This window comes from Streptomyces sp. NPDC003036 (assembly GCF_040611175.1).
Lineage (GTDB): Bacteria > Actinomycetota > Actinomycetes > Streptomycetales > Streptomycetaceae > Streptomyces.
In genome coordinates this window covers 39,817-55,331 of the sequence record NZ_JBEXNO010000003.1, presented here as the reverse complement: position 1 = coordinate 55,331, position 15,515 = coordinate 39,817, and the positions used below count along the sequence as shown (strand labels likewise).

The following is a 15,515-nucleotide window of genomic DNA, read 5'->3' as shown; positions in this document are numbered from 1 at the left end:
CCACCGTTCGTCCTCACCCCATCCCCTCTCGATTGGGAGCGCTCCCATATGACTGCGTCCGATGCCCGCCCGCTCACCGCGACCCGCCAGTTCCCGCCCGGCTTCCTCTGGGGCGCCGCCACCGCCGCGTACCAGATCGAAGGGGCGGCTGCCGAGGGCGGCCGCACCCCCTCCATCTGGGACACCTTCTCCCGCACCCCGGGCAAGGTGTTCCAGGGCCACACCGGCGACGTGGCGACCGACCACTACCACCGCTTCCGCGACGACGTACGGCTCATGGCGGACCTCGGCCTGAGCGCGTACCGCTTCTCGGTCTCCTGGTCGCGCGTACAGCCCACCGGTCGCGGCCCCGCCGTCCAGAAGGGGCTCGACTTCTACCGCGAACTGGTCGACGAGCTGCTCGCGCACGGCATCTCCCCGACCCTGACGCTCTACCACTGGGACCTGCCACAGGAGCTGGAGGACGCGGGCGGCTGGCCGCACCGGGCCACCGCCGAGCGGTTCGGCGAGTACGCGGCCCTCGTCGCCGACGCGCTCGGCGACCGCGTCGGCCGCTGGATCACCCTCAACGAGCCCTGGTGCAGCGCCTTCCTCGGGTACGGCTCCGGCGTCCACGCCCCGGGCCGTACCGACCCGGTCGCCGCGCTGCGCGCCGCGCACCACCTCAACCTCGGGCACGGCCTCGCCGTCCAGGCGCTGCGGGCCGCCCTGCCGGCCGACGCCGAGGTGTCGGTCTCGCTCAACGTGCACGAGGTGCGGCCGCTGACCTCGGCGGCCGAGGACATCGACGCGGTACGCCGCATCGACGCGGTCGGCAACCGCGTCTGGCTTGGGCCGATGCTGGACGGGGCGTACCCGGAGGACCTGCTCGCGGACACGGCGGCGCTCACCGACTGGTCCTTCGTCCGGCCGGGCGACCTCACCGCCGTCCACCAGCGCCTCGACTCCCTGGGCGTCAACTACTACACGCCCACCGTGGTGTCGAAGATCCGCGACGGGGACACCGCCCCGCGCAACGACGGTCACGGCGCCAGCAGCCACTCGCCGTGGCCGGGCGCGGAGGACGTCGCGTTCCACCAGCCGCCCGGCGAGCGGACGGCGATGGGCTGGGCGGTCGATCCGACGGGCATGTACGACCTGCTGATGCGCCTGGCGGGCGACCATCCGGGCCTGCCCCTGCTCATCACGGAGAACGGCGCGGCGTACGAGGACGAGGTCGCCGCCGACGGCTCGGTCCACGACCCGGCCCGCATCGCCTACGTCCACGGCCACCTGGAGGCGGTCCACCGCGCGATCGCCGACGGCGCGGACGTACGCGGCTACTTCCTGTGGTCCTTGATGGACAACTTCGAGTGGGCGTACGGCTACGCCAAGCGGTTCGGCGCGGTGCACGTGGACTACGAGACGCAGACGCGTACGCCGAAGTCGAGCGCGCACTGGTACGCGGAGGTCGCGCGCTCGGGCGAGCTGCCGGCGGACGACGCGCTCTGACGCCACCCCTCGATGCGCGGTGCTCGGTGCGGATATTTCTGTAGCGGTCGCTAGAGAACGTGCTATGGTTGCACCAGATTTTCTAGCGACCGCTACAGAAAAGGGGGACCACCCATGCCCACCTTCGCCCGCACCGTCCGCGGTACCTCCGGCCCGGGCCTTCTGCTCGCCCACGGCGCCGGTGGCGGCATCGAGGCCAACTACGGCCCGGTTCTCGACGCCCTCGCCGAGGGGCGCCGCGTCGTGGGCGTCGACTTCCCGGGTACGGGCGACACGCCCCGCGCCGAGCACCCCCTGGAGGTGGACGACCTCGCCGACGCGTTGGTCGCCGCGGCCGACGCGGAGAGCCTGGACCGGTTCGCCGTCTCCGGGTACTCGCTGGGCGGTTCGGTGGCGGTGCGCGTCGCCGCCCGGTACCCCGAGCGGGTCACGGCCCTGGTCCTGACCTCCCCGTTCGCCCGGCCCGACCACCGCACGCGGCTCGCCGCCGAGGTGTGGCGCGACCTGTTCGCGAGCGGGCAGCGGGAGCTGATGGGCCGCTTCCTCGTACCGCTCGCGCTCAGCCCGGCGCTGCTGGAGGCGCTGCCGCCCGAGCAGTTGGAGGCCGCGATCCGCACCACGGGCGAGACCGCTCCGCCCGGGACGGGCGACCACGCCGACCTGGTGGCCCGCACCGACGTGCGCGCGGACCTGGCGGCCATAGCCGTACCGACGCTGGTGATCTCCACGACCGCGGACCGGCTCGTACCGCCCGCCCTGCACCGCGCCGTCGCCGCCGGCATCCCCGGCGCGCGCCTGGAGGAACTGCCCACCGGGCACCTGCCGTTCGCGGAGGCTCCGGAGCAGTGGGGCAAGCTCATCACGTCGTTCCTGGACGAGCCGGCCGGATGACCCATGGGGGCCGACCAGGGACGACTAACGAGGGGCACGCCCCGTGGTCGCGCGTCGGCGGCGTACGACGCGGTGCCCGCGCCGCGCCGGGGCGTCAACGCCCCTGCCGCCCAGCCCGATCCAGATCCGGACCTCCGTCCCGCCCAGCACCGAGTGCCCGATCCGCACGTCGCCGCCGGTCGACTCGGCGACCCGCCGCACGATGTCGAGCCCGAGCCCCGTCGAGCCGTCCCGCCCGCCGCTGTTGCCGCGCGCCAGCGCCGCCTCCGGGTCGGCGATGCCCGGCCCCGCGTCCGAGACGAGGATGATCACGGCGTCGTCGCCGTTGTGGAGGTCCACCGAGAAGGCGGTGCCCTCCGGGGTGTGGCGGAAGACGTTGCCGAGCAGCGCGTCGAGCGCGGCGACGAGTTCGGGGCGGGCCACCGGGATGCGTACGGGCCGGTCGACGCCCGCCACCCGCACCTTGCGCCCCTCGTCCTCCGCGAGCGCGGACCAGAAGTCCATCCGCTCCCGGACGACCTCCGAGGCGTCGCAGCCGGCGCCCGGACCGGTGGGCTGCGTCTGGGGCTTGGCCTCCCTGGCCGTACGGATGATGACGTCGACCTCCCGCTCCAGCTGTTCGACGGCCGCGCGCGTCTGGTCGGCGGCCGGTCCGTCGCCCAGCGAGGCGGCGTTGAGCCGCAGCACCGTCAGCGGGGTGCGCAGCCGGTGGGAGAGGTCGGCGGCGAGCTCCCGCTCGTTGGCGAGGAGCTGGACGACCTGGTCGGCCATCGAGTTGAAGGCGACCGCGGCGGACTTCAGCTCCGCGGGACCCTCCTCCGGGACGCGGGCGCCCAGCTTGCCCTCGCCGAGCTCGTGCGCGGCCCGCGCGAGGCGCTGGGCGGGCTGCACCATGCGCACGCCGAGCCGGTCGGCGACCGCGACGGACCCGACGACCAGCGCGGCCCCGACCCCGGCGAGGACCAGCCACGCGGTCGCGATGCCGTTGGTGACCTCGCCCTCGGGCACGTGCACCTCGACGATCGCGATCCGGCCGGTGCTGATGGCGGTCGGCTGGAGCAGCGCGAACCCGCCGGGCACCTCGGTGGTCGAGGCACGCGGCACCCGCTGCACGGTGGCGAGGTCCTTCTCGGCGGCCCGCCCCGTACCGATGGTCACCGCCTCGCCGCCCTCCCCCGGCCCGGGGATGTGGACGGCCATGCGCCCGGCGGCCCCGGCCTGCGTGGAGGCGACGGCGCGCTCCAGCTGGCCGCGGTCGGTGGTGATGGAGAGGGTGGGGCCGATGGCGGCGGCCTGCCGCTCGGCGTTGGTGAAGGCCCGGTCCCGGGCCATCTCCTTGATGACGAGCCCCAGGGGCACGGCGAAGGCCACCACGACCATCACCGTCACCGCCAACGCCACCTTGACGAGCGCCCACCTCACAGCGGCGGCTCCAGCTTGACCCCGACCCCCCGCAGCGTGTGCAGATACCGCGGCCTGGCCGCCGTCTCGCCCAGCTTCCTGCGGAGCCAGGACAGGTGCACGTCGATGGTCTGGTCGTCACCGTACGACTGCTGCCACACCTCGGCGAGCAGCTCCTTGCGCGGGACGACCACGCCCGGCCGCCCGGCCAGGAAGGCCAGCAGGTCGAACTCCCGCCGGGTCAGGTCCAGCGGTACACCGTCGAGTTCGGCCTGCCGCCGCAGCGGGTCGATGGACAGCCCGCCCACCTGGATCACCCGCGACGGCGGCACGTCCCCGGCGGCGGCGCGCGAGCGGCGCAGCACGGCGGCCATCCGCGCGGAGAGGTGTTCCACGGAGAAGGGCTTGGTGAGGTAGTCGTCGGCGCCGTCGTTGAGGAGCCGTACGATCTCCGCCTCGTCGTCCCGCGCGGTGGCGATGATCACCGGTACGTCGGTGATGCCGCGCAGCATCTTCAGCGCCTCGGACCCGTCCAGATCGGGCAGTCCGAGGTCCAGGATGACCACATCGAAGCGGTGATGGGCCACCTCGCGCAGCGCCTCCAGGGCCGTACCGACGCTCCGTACGGTGTGGGAGGCCTCGGACAGGTGCCGGATGAGGGCGGAGCGCACGAACTGGTCGTCCTCGACCACGAGCACACTTGCCATGGCCCGCACCGTACGCCATGCCTCCCCCGTTCGGCGGAACGAGGGGGACCGGTATGGACGGCCCGGGCGGGTGGTGCACTATGGCCCGGATGCGTAGAGGACTCGTACATGCCATGGCGTGGTCGCTCGCCACCGGCGCGGCGGTCACTCTGTCGTGGTGGGGTGTGCACACGGTGATGGCCGGGACGGCGTACGACCCGCCGCGCGCCCTGCCGATCACCGCCGACCGTCCGACGGCACCCACGGACGGCGCCCAACCGCAATCGTCGTCGACACGGCGCCCGCCCCCGAAGAAGACGCCGGCGTCCTCCGCTCCCCCACGCACCGACAAGACGGCCGGCACGAAGCAGCCCGGGCCCCCGTCGCGCAAGCCGTCCGCGCCCGCGTCCCCGTCTCCCCCACCGGAGACGAAGCCCTCGGCGAGCAGCGGCACCACCGGCAGCGTGAAGAGCTACTCGGTCGACGGCGGTCACGTGGCCTTCGACATGGGCCCCTCCTCCGCCGAACTGGTCTCGGCGACCCCGGCCTCCGGCTGGCAGATGCAGGTGTGGAAGCAGTCGACGTGGATCCGGGTGACCTTCACGAAGGACGGCCGGGAGATCTCGGTCTTCTGCGTCTGGCACGACACCGCGCCGCGCGTCGAGATCGACGAGCGCTAGACACCCCTGCCGTCACCGGCACGGAGAGAACGATGCCTGACTCCCGGGCACTGATCGTGCCGGCGCCTGCTGTCGTCATGGACGATCGGACGAGTCGATGTGCTCCTGGAGCGTGCGGGCGATCTCGTCGACGCTGCCGTGCGGTGGGAGAACCCAGTAGGTGTCATCGCCGTTGTTCAATGCCAATTCGCTGGTGAAGTGGACCAGGTCGGAAGAGGGCGCAAACGAGTCGCGCAACCAGACGGCGAATCGTGCGGCCTCGGCTGCCGATGCTTGGATCACCATCACCGAGCCGATTTTGGGGTAGGGAGTGGTTGCGAGCCCTTCCAGCCACACTCCGTCGCCAAGCGGCACTTCGAAGGACAAGGCATCGGCGGAGCGTGGGCCGAGGTCTTCCCCGAAGGAAGTGGATGCTCCGGGGAAGGATTCGACGATCTTGGCGGCGAGATCGTCGAGTCGCAGGTTCCAGGCTGCGGCGTCGTTGACCGGTGGGGCGAAACTGAACGTGGTCCTCAGTGCTTCTTCGTCCGTCATAGTGTCTCCGTACAACTACGGCACGTAGCGTGCGGTGCCCTGGCCGGGCTTGGACTCCTCACCCCAGGCCAACGTCCAGGCCGTCGGCATCCGGCACGACTGGACCACCGACACCCAGGATCAAACGAGCACCGATCGCCTACGTCCACGAGCACCTCGGACTGCTTCAGCCGGGCCCGGCTACTCCGGTTCGCCGTCGTCGACCCGGTACGACTTGGTCCAGGTCTCGCCGCAGCGGCAGTGGTAGTGCTCGATGAGCTCGCCGGCGTCGGAGACGCCCATGCCTTCGCGGATACGAACATGGACATGCTCACCCATGAGGGCTCCTCCCTCCTCTATTGGGGGCAATTGCCCGATTCTGGCCTCCGGTCGCCGGGCGGGGCAACAGCCCGCCCACCATGCGGACGGGGGTGCTCCTCTTACTCGCGGGCGGATTACTCGAAGACGGACGCGGGCGGCACGGGCGACGGCTTGGCGGCGGCGTCGGTGACGGCCGTCGCGCCGCCGGTGAAGTCGGCCAGCGCTCGCCCGTGCTCGACGCGGCCCGGGTGCGGGTCCGTGGCCACTCGGCGGGTCAGCTCGGCGACCGGCAGGGGGGTGTCCGAGGCGAGCAGGACGGCGTTGCCGAAGCGGCGTCCGCGCAGCACGGCCGGGTCGGCGGCGAGTGCGAGCTCGGGGAAGAGCGCGGCGGCGGTGGCGACCTGGCCCCGCAGGTGGGCCAGCGGCGGGCCGTCGGTGAGGTTGGCGGCGTAGTGGCCGCCGGGCTTCAGCACGCGCCGCACCTCGGCGAGGAACTCCGTACTGGTGAGGTGCGCGGGCGTGCGCGCCCCGCTGAAGACGTCCGCGATGACGAGGTCGGCCCAGCCGTCGGCGACCTTGCCGAGCCCGGCGCGGGCGTCGGCGCCCCGGACGCGTATCCGGGCACCGGGGTCGAGCGGCAGTTCGCGGCGGACCAGCGCCACGAGCGGCGCGTCGAGCTCGACGATCTGCTGGGTGGAGCGGGGCCGGGTGGCGGCGACGTAACGGGCGAGGGTGAACGCGCCGCCGCCGAGGTGGACGACGGTGAGCGGCCGGCCGGGCGGCGCGACGAGATCGGCGATGTGGCCGAGGCGGCGCTGGTAGGCGAAGCTCAGGTGGGCGGGGTCGTCGAGGTCGACGTGCGACTGCGGGGCGCCGTCGATCAGCAGGGTCCAGGCGCGGGAGCGCTCGGGGTCGGGTACGAGCTCGGCGAGGCCGCCGTCCACGGCCTCGGCGACGGTCGCCGGGGCCTGCCGCCCGCGCTGCTTGTGCTGTGCTGCTTTCCTCGCCACCAGCCCATTATCGAGGACTACCGGCAGTTGTCGGCGGCCTCGATGAGACGGGCGGCCTCGCCGAGCGCCCGGCGCAGCACGGCCGGGTCGGTGACCGCGTCGGGGTCGGTGGGCGGCAGCAGCCAGCCCGCCCCGGCGACCGGGGGCTCGCCCGCCTCCAGGTCGGGGATCCGCAGGCCTCGGCCCGCGGTGCGCGTACAGGCGCTGCCCGGCATGTCCCAGTCGGCGGCGGTGCCCGGCGGCACCAGGAAGCCGAGGGTGTCGCGGTGGTCGTCGTGCAGCACCGGACCGACCGCGGGGGCGCCGCCGCGGCGGAGGATGTCTACGGCCTCCAGGCCCTGCCGGGTCGGCACGGTCACCAGGTCGCAGGGTTCGCCGGCCGCCTCCGGAGGCGGGGCGCTCGCGTCCTCGGTCGGCCGGTGCTGTGCGGTGGTGTGCGGTTCCGCGTGCTGCGGCTGCTGGTACTGCGAATGCGACTGCTGCGACGCCATGCCGACCTCCAACAAGGGATCCCTCCTCGCTCGAGTCCCCGTGTGGAGACACGTTCCGTCTCTCCGCAGGGTTCAACGCCGACACGCGTCAACAGCTACGGCGGCACGCCGCCGCAAAGGATGGCAGTTCATGGCGGATCGTGGGCGAGATATCCCCTTTGTTGCCAAACACAGCGTGCACACCCCGTCACAGCAGGTACGTTCTTTCTCCGCCGGACCAACGGCAGTACGCAGGAGAGGGCTCGGCCATGGCGTCGTCACGGGCAGTTCCCAATCTCGCCTTCCGCCGGCTGCGCGGCCGGCGCTCCCCGGCCGAGTTCGCGGCCGCGGTCCGCAGGGCCGCCCGGGAGATCGGCGAACAGGTCGCCTGCGACGCCCGCTACATCGGGCGCGTGGAGTCGGGTGAGATCCGCTGCCCCAACTACGCGTACGAGCGGGTGTTCCTGCACATGTTCCCCGGCCTCACCCTGGCCGATCTGGGGTTCGCGGCACGCGAGCAGGTGCGCGGCCGGGCGGCCCGCGCCACCGCCGGTGCCGCACCGCCGGCACAGATCACCATCCGGAACGATGAGGAGAGCGACGTGCTGCGTCGCGCATTCATGACGAGCGGTACCGCCACCGTGGCGGCCGCCTCCCTCGGCCTCGGCGGCCTGGCCGGTGCCGGTGCCGGTCTCGGCTCCATCCCCGCGCCGCGCGCCGGCCGCACGTTCGGCGAGACGGAGGTCGAGGCCGTCGAGGAGGCGGTGCGGCGCATCCGCCTGCTCGACGACCGGTACGGCGCGGACGGGCTGTACCGCAGAGCCGCCGAGCCGCTCCGCACGGCGTACGCGCTCCTCGACGCGGGGACCCCGGCCCGCCAGTCGACCGCCGACCGGATGCAGGCGGGCACCGGCGAACTGGCCCTCTCCGTGGGCTGGCTCGCCCATGACTCGGGCCGCCTGGAGGACGCCCGCTCCCACTACGCGGAGGCGCTGGCCACCGCGCGCGTGGCGGGGGACCAGGCGCTGGAGGCGCACGCCTTCTCCAACACGTCCTTCCTCGCCAGGGACGCCGACCGCTACCGCGAGGCGGTCCGGGCGGCCCAGGCGGGCCAGCACGCGGCCCGGCACCTGTCCTCCGCGCGCCTGCTCGCCCTGCTGGCGCTGCGTGAGGCCTGCGCCTGGGCGGGCCTCGGCGACCGGGCGGCGTGCGAGCAGGCCCTGGGCCGGGCCCACACGCTCTTCGGGCGGGGCGCGTGCGACGCGGACCCCGAGTGGATGTCCTTCTTCGGCGAACCCGAGCTGGAGGCGCTGGAGGCCCAGTGCTGGTCGGCGCTCGGCGACTGGGCCCGCGCGGCCCGGCACTCCCGCCGTGCGGCGGCCCTCCAGAACCCGCACTTCACCCGGAACCTCGCCCTCTACCGCGCCCAGCTCGCCGCGGACCTCGCCCGCTCCGGGGCCCTGGAGGAGTCGGCCGCGGCGGGCGAGCGGGTGCTGGACCTGCTGGGCGAGGTCCAGTCGTCCCGCATCCGCGCGATGCTCGTCGACACGGTCCGGCTCCTCTCCCCGCAGCGCTCCACCCCGGCGGTGGCGGCTTTCCTGGACCGGCGGGCGGCCCTGGACCGGGTGTGACCGCGCGTGGCGGGCGCGGCGCGCGGCCGCCGTCAGCCCTTGGGTGACCTCAGCTCTCCAGGTGGCCCGTGTCGTTCCAGCGCTCGATCGCCGGGGCGCCGTACGCCCAGCCCAGGGCCGAGATGCTCGTCGGGTCGAGGCGGATGCGGGCCGCGAAGGAGACGTCCTCGCCGAGCCAGCGGGCGCCGATGGAGCGGAGGATGTGGCCGTGGGCGAAGACCAGGACATCGCGGTCGGCCGAGCGGGCCCACTCCACGACCTCGTCCGCGCGGGCCGCGAGCTGGGCGAGGGACTCGCCCTCCGGGACGCCGTCGCGCCAGATGAACCAGTCCGGGCGGAGGGCCTTGATCTCGGCCGGGGTCATGCCCTCGTAGGCGCCGTAGTCCCACTCCATCAGCGTGTCCCAGGACTCGGCGCGCTCACCGAAGCCGGCCAGCTCGCAGGTCTCCCGCGCTCGTGCCAGCGGGCTCGTACGGATCTCGACGCCCTCCAGGCCGTCCCACGGGCCGCGGCGCAGCCGTTCGCCCAGCAGCTTCGCGCCCCGGCGGCCCTCCTCCAGGAGGGGTATGTCGGTCCTGCCGGTGTGCTTGCCCAGCAGCGACCACTCGGTCTGGCCGTGCCGGGCGAGCAGGATGCGCGGTGCCATGGGGGCTCTCCCTGAAGGTTCACAGAAGGTGCCTCCCCATCATCCCGTACGTGAACGGGGGCCGACGCCGGGGCAACCCCGGTGCGGATCTCTGCGTCCATGACAGGAGTAGTCATAGAGGGGGAGCGTTCGGATGCCGTACACCATCGCGAGTCGTCGCCCCCGCTGGTGGACCGAGCTCCTGCTGATCGTGGTGGTGTACGCGGCCTACTCCGGCGGGCGGCTGCTCGCGCGCGGCGACGTCGCGGCCGCCGTCGACCACGGGCTGGCGATCCTCCGCTTCGAGCAGGCCCTCCACCTGGACGCCGAGCATCCGCTGAACCGTCTCTTCACCGCCACCCCCGCGCTCGGCATACCCGCCGACTTCGCCTACGCCACCCTGCACTACCTGGTGACGCCCGCCGTCCTGGTGTGGCTGTTCCGGCGCCGCCCCCTCCAGTACCGGGCCGCCCGCACCTGGCTGATGGTCTCCACGCTGCTCGGACTCGTCGGCTTCACGCTCCTGCCCACCTGCCCGCCCCGGCTGCTGGCCGCCGGGCACGGCTTCGTCGACACCATGGCGCAGTACAGCTCCTACGGCTGGTGGGGCGGCGAGGCGAGCGCGCCGCGCGGGCTCGGGGGCATGACCAACCAGTACGCGGCGATGCCCAGCCTGCACGTGGGGTGGGCGCTGTGGTGCGGGGTGATGCTGTGGCGGTACGGGCGTACGCCGCTGCTGAAGGCGCTCGGGGTGGCGTACCCCCTGCTGACCGTGGTCGTCGTGATGGGGACGGCGAACCACTACTTCCTCGACGCGGTCGCCGGGTGCGCGGTCATGGGGGTGGGGCTGGTACTGGCAGGGCCGGTGATGCGGGGCGTCGACGGGGTGCGGGATCGTTTCGGCGGGGGTTCCGTTCCGGGACCTTCACCGATTGTCAGTGGCGGATGCGAGACTTCCGCGGGTGAGCGAATTCCTGGGCAGCGGGCCCGATCGGCGTCCGCAGACGACACTCCGGCACCGGCTCGCTGAGCTGCGCGGCCCCGCGGCCGCGCCGCATCCGCTGGACGCCCGCGCGCTGGCCGCGCTGGCGGCCAATCCGGGCTGCCGGCGCCGCGCCCTGCTGGACGGAGCGGGCGTCGACAAGGCCGCGCTGGCATCCGCCCTCGGCGCGCCGTCGGGCTTCGGGCAATCGCAGTTCGCCTTCATGCGGGGCAACGCCTTCGAGGCCAAGGTCAAGGCCGACGGCGGCAAGGAGCTGCTGCGGCTGCTCGGCGTGGAGAGCCAGGGCGACGTGCGGGTGCCGGATCTCGCGGCCGCCGGGCCCGAGGGGCGCGCGGCGCGCACGGCGCTGGCCCTGCGCGAGGCCACGGAGGCCGGCGCGTGGTCGCTGCTCGACCACCCGATGCTCGCGCTGGAGGTCGCCGGTTCGCCCGCGTACCTGGAGCCGGACGCCGTCGTCGTACGGCCCGACGGGCGGTGGACGGTCGTCGAGATCAAGTCGTTCCCGATGATCGACGGCTCGGCGGACGCGGCGAAGGTGGGCGCGGCCGCCCGCCAGGCCGCCGTGTACGTGCTGGCGCTGGAGCGGGTCGCGGCCCTGACGGACGGCGCGGAGGTGGCGCACTCGGTGCTGCTGGTCTGCCCCAAGGACTTCTCCAACCAGCCGACGGGCTCGCTGGTCGACGTACGCAAGCAGCTGTCCGTGACCCGGCGGCAGCTGGCCCGGCTGACCCGCGTCGAGGACATCGCGGCCGCCCTCCCGGAGGGTGCCACCTTCGACGTGGAGGCGTGCTCGGCGGAGCAGCTGGCGGCGGCGGTGGACGCGGTGCCGCACGCGTACGCGCCGGAGTGCCTGGCCGCGTGCGAGCTGGCGTTCCACTGCCGCGACCGCGCCAGGGAGGCGGGCGCCGTGGAGGCGTTGGGCCGCTCGGTGCGGGGCGAGCTGGGCGGGCTGACGACGGTCGGCGCGGTGCTGGCGGCCGCGCGCGGCGAGGCCGGTGACCCGGACGACCCGGCGGTGGCGGCGCTGCGGCGGGCGGCGGCGCTGCGGGCGGAGGCGGTCGCACAGGCGCCCGCGCGGACGCCGAAGGAGTACGTGGAATGTCCCTGCTGAGCGTGGGCCTCGCCGAGGGGGTGGGCGCGTGTCGTTGATCTCCACTCTCGCGCGGCTGGAGGCCGTCGAGTCCGGGCGGGCCCAGCCGCTCGCCACCGTGCGGCACCGGCACCTCTCGGAGCGGCCCCTCGTCCTCGTGCCGCTGACGACCGCCGGTGAGGCCGGTGCTCCGCTCGGGGCGCTGGTCGGGACCGACCCGGAGGAGCCGCGGCTGCTGGTCGTGCCGCAGCCGCGCGACCGGGACCTGCGGTTCGCGTTCCTCGCGGAGCTCGCGGAGGCGGTCATCCCGTACCTCGACGCGTACGCCGACGACGTCGAGGCGGCCGAGCGCAACGAGACCGACCCCGAGACCGGCAAGAAGGTCAAGGTCGAGGTGGAGCTGTGCGCGGACGCGCCGCAGCTGATCGTGCCGAGCCGCGCGGGCGTCGAGTACGTACGGCTGCTGGGGCGGTCGATGCGGTTCCGGCGCACGGCCGAGCAGGATCCGGAGACGCCGTTCCCGGCGCCGCCGCGCGTGCCGCTGCTGGGGCGGTGGCTGACGCACTACGGCGAGCGGGCGCGGGTGCCGGGCTCGTCGCTGCTGCTGGCGGCGACGGACCTGCTGAACCGGCACTGGGCGACGGGCCAGTCCTCGCTGGAGGACCAGCACCTGGGGGCGCTGCTCGCCTGGATCGACACCCCGGAGGGGGAGTCGGGCGCCGAGGCGGCGCTGCGGGCGGAGCTGGGGCGCGACCAGGACGGGCAGTTGCTGTGCCCGCCGGCCGGTCCCGCGACCGATCCGGCGTTCGACAACCGCCTGCTGGCGCCCGCGATCGAGCGGTACGACCGGGCCCGGCAGGCGCTCGCGGCGGCGGAGGACGGCGAGGCGGCCGACGAGCGGCTCGGCGAGCTGCACCGGGCCGAGCGGGAGGTGCGGCGGCTGATCCTCACCCAGCTGCGGCCCACCTGGCACGCGGTGTGGCGGGCGATCGAGCTGGCGCGGGAGCTGCCGCCGGGCGCCCGGGTCGCGGACCGGTGGACCCGTGACCGCTGGTCGTTCACCGGCCACCGGGACCGGATCCGGGCCGGTGAGCCGCCGCAGCCGCGCCGCGACGACGCCGTCACGGCGGCGCAGAAGCTCGCGGCGCGCGAGAGCGCCCAGGCGCAGCTGGAGGCGCAGGAGGCGCTGGACGATCCGCTGGTGATGGCGGGGCGGCGGCTGGCCGGTGAGGCGTTCGTGGCCGAGGTGCTGGACGTGACGATGACGTGGACGGAGTCGAAGCGCCCGGCGCCGCGCCCGCTGCTGACGGTGCGGACGGACGACCGGCCGCACCTGGGCGAGAAGGTGAAGGTGTACCGGTCGCTGGACGGCAAGCCGCAGACGGCCGATTTCGTACGGTTCGAGGACCGGTTCGAGGACGGAGAGGCCGGGGCGCTGGTGCTGCGGGTGCTGGACCGCATGGGGCGGGGCAAGGAGCCGGCGGAGGGGTCGGTGCCGGAGAAGGGGGACCGTCTGGTGTGGACGCTGTTCGAGCACGACCAGCGGGTGGGGCCGAAGCTGCCCGATCCGGAGGAGACGCCGTGGACCCACGGCGGGCCGCCGCGCGCCGACGCGGTGGAAGTGCCCGACGCCGTGACGCCGGAGGACCTGCTGTGAGCCTCGCCGTGCCCTTCGATCCCGCCGCCGAGGCGGCCAGGGCGACCCGGGAGATCCTCGACGACACGCTGCATGGCGACGCCCGGGGTGTCGTCGTGGACTCGCCGCCGGGCGCCGGGAAGTCGACGCTCGTCGTGCGCGCGGCGCTGGAGCTTGCGGCGGCCGGGCGGCCGCTGATGGTGGTCGCGCAGACCAACGCCCAGGTCGACGACCTGGTGCTGCGGCTCGCCGAGAAGGAGCCGGAGTTGCCGGTGGGGCGGCTGCACTCGAACGACTCCGACCCGTACGACAAGGCGCTGGACAAGCTCGACAACGTACGGAAGTCGGCGAAGGCGGCGGACCTGGCCGGGCTGGACGTGGTGATCTCGACGGCCGCGAAGTGGGCGCACGTGAAGGGCGTCGAGCCGTGGGGGCACGCCATCGTCGACGAGGCGTACCAGATGCGCTCCGACGCCCTGCTGACGGTGGCCGGGCTCTTCGAGCGGGCGCTGTTCGTCGGGGACCCGGGGCAGCTGGACCCCTTCTCGGTGGTGGGTGCCGAGCAGTGGGCGGGGCTGTCGTACGACCCGTCCGCGAGCGCGGTGTCGACGCTGCTCGCGCACAACCCCGAGCTGCCGCAGCACCGGCTGCCGGTGTCGTGGCGGCTGCCGGCGTCGGCGGCGCCGCTGGTGTCGCACGCGTTCTACCCGTACACGCCGTTCCGCAGCGGGACCGGGCCGGGTGAGCGGCGGCTGGCCTTCGGGGTCGCGTCGGACGGGTCGGGGCCCGACCGGGTGCTGGACGAGGCCGCCGAGTCGGGGTGGGGCCTGCTGGAGCTGCCGGCCCGGCACACCCCGCGTACGGACCCGGAGGCCGTACGGGCGGTGGCGCTTGTGGTGCGGCGGCTGCTGGACCGGGGCGGGGCGGCGGTCTCGGAGCGGTCGGCCGAGCCGGTGCCGCTGGGCCCCGACCGGATCGCCGTCGGCACGGCTCACCGCGACCAGGCAGCGGCGGTGCGGGTCGCCTTGGCGGAGCTGGGTGTCCTCGGGGTGACGGTCGACACGGCGAACCGGCTCCAGGGGCGGGAGTACGACGTGACGGTCGTGCTCCACCCCCTGTCGGGGCGCCCGGACGCGACGGCGTTCCACCTGGAGACGGGGCGCTTGTGCGTGCTGGCGTCGCGGCACCGGCACGCGTGCATCGTGGTGTGCCGGGCGGGCGTCGCGGAGCTGCTGGACGAGCACCCGTCGACGGAGCCCGTGCAGCTGGGCGTGACGGTCAAGTTCCCGGACGGCTGGGAGGCGAACCACGCGGTGCTGTCGCACCTGTCGGAGCACCGGGTGCGGTGGGCGCCGGTGTAGGAGGTGCCTGCCCGGCGGGCGCCCACGTGGGCGGCACCTGTCGGTGCGGGGTCCGGGGCGGGGCCCCTCCGGGTGCGGGTCGTCCGTGGTTGCGGGCCATCCCTGGGCAGACGTCCCGCAGGGCGCAGGGGGGTGGGGAAAGCCCCCGCCGGGTGGGGTTGCGGAGCGCGGGACAATGGACGGTGGCCGACCGGAGGGCGGGGGCCGGGAGCAGGAGGAGATGGGCGACATGGCGGAGACCGAGCGGAGCGAGCAGCGGCGGCTGAAGCCCGCGCCCCTGCTCTTCGAGCCTGCGGAGGCCGCCGCCGATCCGGAGCACTTCTTCGACCTGGAGTCGATGGACGATCCGCGCGAGCTCCTCGCGCGCTCCACCGAGCTCGCGCTGGCGTTCCGCGCTGCGACCGACCGGGCCGTGGAGTTCCAGGCGATGGCGGCCGCGCAGCTCGCGGATCCGCGCCGGTTCGACCGGCTGACCGCCGCCGACATCGCGGAGCGGGCGGAGTGGACCGAGGACTACGCGAAGCGGATGGTCGAGTTCGGGCGTGACCTGCTGCGGGACAGCGAGCAGGGTGGCGAGCGGGGCTGAGGCCCGCACCGTCCCAGGGCCGGGGGCTGGCCGACGGCATATGCCGGGTGGGCGAACCTTACTCCCGGGCGGACCCGGTTGTCCGGGTTTTCCGGAACCCTCGGAGACGGGGCCGTCACC

16 protein-coding genes are annotated in these 15,515 nt (G+C 74.2%); 9 read left to right on the top strand and 7 right to left on the bottom strand.

Annotated features, from left to right (window positions below):
* The first annotated feature begins 48 nt into the window (after nucleotides 1–48).
* Nucleotides 49–1,491 carry a GH1 family beta-glucosidase gene (locus ABZX67_RS03135; RefSeq protein WP_355353614.1) on the top strand — a complete coding sequence of 481 codons (1,443 nt, stop codon included), beginning with the start codon at nucleotides 49–51 and terminating at the stop codon, nucleotides 1,489–1,491.
* A 114-nt stretch (nucleotides 1,492–1,605) separates the two neighbouring features.
* Nucleotides 1,606–2,382 carry an alpha/beta hydrolase gene (locus tag ABZX67_RS03130; RefSeq protein WP_355353611.1) on the top strand — a complete coding sequence of 259 codons (777 nt, stop codon included), beginning with the start codon at nucleotides 1,606–1,608 and terminating at the stop codon, nucleotides 2,380–2,382.
* Between the two features lie 24 nt (nucleotides 2,383–2,406).
* Here the strand turns inward: ABZX67_RS03130 and ABZX67_RS03125 are convergent, their stop codons facing one another.
* Nucleotides 2,407–3,804, bottom strand: coding sequence for a HAMP domain-containing sensor histidine kinase (locus ABZX67_RS03125; RefSeq protein WP_355353608.1), 1,398 nt, complete (start codon nucleotides 3,802–3,804; stop codon nucleotides 2,407–2,409).
* A complete protein-coding gene (locus tag ABZX67_RS03120) occupies nucleotides 3,801–4,490 on the bottom strand; it encodes a response regulator transcription factor (RefSeq protein ID WP_355353605.1) in 690 nt (229 codons plus the stop codon). The genes ABZX67_RS03125 and ABZX67_RS03120 overlap by 4 nt, the downstream gene beginning before the upstream one ends.
* An 80-nt stretch (nucleotides 4,491–4,570) precedes the next feature.
* On the opposite strand from ABZX67_RS03120, the gene ABZX67_RS03115 reads away from it, so the two are divergent.
* Nucleotides 4,571–5,149: a hypothetical protein gene (locus ABZX67_RS03115; protein WP_355353603.1), complete on the top strand. Its 579-nt coding sequence runs from the start codon at nucleotides 4,571–4,573 to the stop codon at nucleotides 5,147–5,149.
* 75 nt (nucleotides 5,150–5,224) lie between these two features.
* Here ABZX67_RS03115 and ABZX67_RS03110 read toward each other — a convergent pair whose 3' ends face one another.
* The 4 genes from ABZX67_RS03110 to ABZX67_RS03095 form a co-directional block, all read right to left on the bottom strand.
* Complete coding sequence (locus ABZX67_RS03110; RefSeq protein ID WP_355353600.1) at nucleotides 5,225–5,683, bottom strand: hypothetical protein; 459 nt, start codon at nucleotides 5,681–5,683, stop codon at nucleotides 5,225–5,227.
* A gap of 180 nt (nucleotides 5,684–5,863) precedes the next feature.
* Nucleotides 5,864–6,001 carry a hypothetical protein gene (locus tag ABZX67_RS03105; protein ID WP_355353597.1) on the bottom strand — a complete coding sequence of 46 codons (138 nt, stop codon included), beginning with the start codon at nucleotides 5,999–6,001 and terminating at the stop codon, nucleotides 5,864–5,866.
* A gap of 116 nt (nucleotides 6,002–6,117) precedes the next feature.
* Entirely contained in the window at nucleotides 6,118–6,927 is an 810-nt protein-coding gene (locus ABZX67_RS03100; protein WP_355354091.1) for a fused MFS/spermidine synthase, read from the bottom strand.
* An 83-nt stretch (nucleotides 6,928–7,010) separates the two neighbouring features.
* Nucleotides 7,011–7,484: a hypothetical protein gene (locus ABZX67_RS03095; RefSeq protein WP_355353594.1), complete on the bottom strand. Its 474-nt coding sequence runs from the start codon at nucleotides 7,482–7,484 to the stop codon at nucleotides 7,011–7,013.
* Between the two features lie 248 nt (nucleotides 7,485–7,732).
* Here ABZX67_RS03095 and ABZX67_RS03090 point away from each other — a divergent pair, with 248 nt between their 5' ends.
* A complete protein-coding gene (locus ABZX67_RS03090) occupies nucleotides 7,733–9,094 on the top strand; it encodes a tetratricopeptide repeat protein (protein ID WP_355353591.1) in 1,362 nt (453 codons plus the stop codon).
* Nucleotides 9,095–9,143: 49 nt separating this feature from the next.
* Here ABZX67_RS03090 and ABZX67_RS03085 read toward each other — a convergent pair whose 3' ends face one another.
* Entirely contained in the window at nucleotides 9,144–9,740 is a 597-nt protein-coding gene (locus ABZX67_RS03085; RefSeq protein ID WP_355353588.1) for a histidine phosphatase family protein, read from the bottom strand.
* A gap of 133 nt (nucleotides 9,741–9,873) precedes the next feature.
* On the opposite strand from ABZX67_RS03085, the gene ABZX67_RS03080 reads away from it, so the two are divergent.
* The 5 genes from ABZX67_RS03080 to ABZX67_RS03060 all read left to right on the top strand — a co-directional run bounded on the left by ABZX67_RS03080 (nucleotide 9,874) and on the right by ABZX67_RS03060 (nucleotide 15,395).
* Nucleotides 9,874–10,749, top strand: a complete 876-nt coding sequence (locus ABZX67_RS03080) for a phosphatase PAP2 family protein (RefSeq protein ID WP_355353585.1) — start codon at nucleotides 9,874–9,876, stop codon at nucleotides 10,747–10,749.
* Entirely contained in the window at nucleotides 10,682–11,833 is a 1,152-nt protein-coding gene (locus tag ABZX67_RS03075) for a hypothetical protein (protein WP_355353582.1), read from the top strand. The genes ABZX67_RS03080 and ABZX67_RS03075 overlap by 68 nt, the downstream gene beginning before the upstream one ends.
* A gap of 28 nt (nucleotides 11,834–11,861) precedes the next feature.
* Nucleotides 11,862–13,469 (top strand): hypothetical protein, encoded by a 1,608-nt coding sequence (locus ABZX67_RS03070; protein ID WP_355353579.1) that lies wholly within the window; start codon nucleotides 11,862–11,864, stop codon nucleotides 13,467–13,469.
* Nucleotides 13,466–14,809 carry an AAA family ATPase gene (locus tag ABZX67_RS03065; RefSeq protein ID WP_355353576.1) on the top strand — a complete coding sequence of 448 codons (1,344 nt, stop codon included), beginning with the start codon at nucleotides 13,466–13,468 and terminating at the stop codon, nucleotides 14,807–14,809. The genes ABZX67_RS03070 and ABZX67_RS03065 overlap by 4 nt, the downstream gene beginning before the upstream one ends.
* Nucleotides 14,810–15,038: 229 nt before the next feature.
* Nucleotides 15,039–15,395 carry a hypothetical protein gene (locus tag ABZX67_RS03060; RefSeq protein ID WP_355354088.1) on the top strand — a complete coding sequence of 119 codons (357 nt, stop codon included), beginning with the start codon at nucleotides 15,039–15,041 and terminating at the stop codon, nucleotides 15,393–15,395.
* Nucleotides 15,396–15,515 lie beyond the last annotated feature (120 nt).

Bases quoted from the DNA above. Each gene is read 5' to 3' on its own strand.
- ABZX67_RS03130 (WP_355353611.1), top strand. From the start codon at position 1,606: ATGCCCACCTTCGCCCGCACCGTCCGCGGTACCTCCGGCCCGGGCCTT.
- ABZX67_RS03115 (WP_355353603.1), top strand. From the start codon at position 4,571: ATGGCCCGGATGCGTAGAGGACTCGTACATGCCATGGCGTGGTCGCTC.
- ABZX67_RS03105 (WP_355353597.1), bottom strand. From the start codon at position 6,001: ATGGGTGAGCATGTCCATGTTCGTATCCGCGAAGGCATGGGCGTCTCC.
- ABZX67_RS03120 (WP_355353605.1), bottom strand. From the start codon at position 4,490: ATGGCAAGTGTGCTCGTGGTCGAGGACGACCAGTTCGTGCGCTCCGCC.
- ABZX67_RS03135 (WP_355353614.1), top strand. From the start codon at position 49: ATGACTGCGTCCGATGCCCGCCCGCTCACCGCGACCCGCCAGTTCCCG.
- ABZX67_RS03060 (WP_355354088.1), top strand. From the start codon at position 15,039: ATGGCGGAGACCGAGCGGAGCGAGCAGCGGCGGCTGAAGCCCGCGCCC.
- ABZX67_RS03095 (WP_355353594.1), bottom strand. From the start codon at position 7,484: ATGGCGTCGCAGCAGTCGCATTCGCAGTACCAGCAGCCGCAGCACGCG.
- ABZX67_RS03110 (WP_355353600.1), bottom strand. From the start codon at position 5,683: ATGACGGACGAAGAAGCACTGAGGACCACGTTCAGTTTCGCCCCACCG.
- ABZX67_RS03080 (WP_355353585.1), top strand. From the start codon at position 9,874: ATGCCGTACACCATCGCGAGTCGTCGCCCCCGCTGGTGGACCGAGCTC.
- ABZX67_RS03085 (WP_355353588.1), bottom strand. From the start codon at position 9,740: ATGGCACCGCGCATCCTGCTCGCCCGGCACGGCCAGACCGAGTGGTCG.
- ABZX67_RS03090 (WP_355353591.1), top strand. From the start codon at position 7,733: ATGGCGTCGTCACGGGCAGTTCCCAATCTCGCCTTCCGCCGGCTGCGC.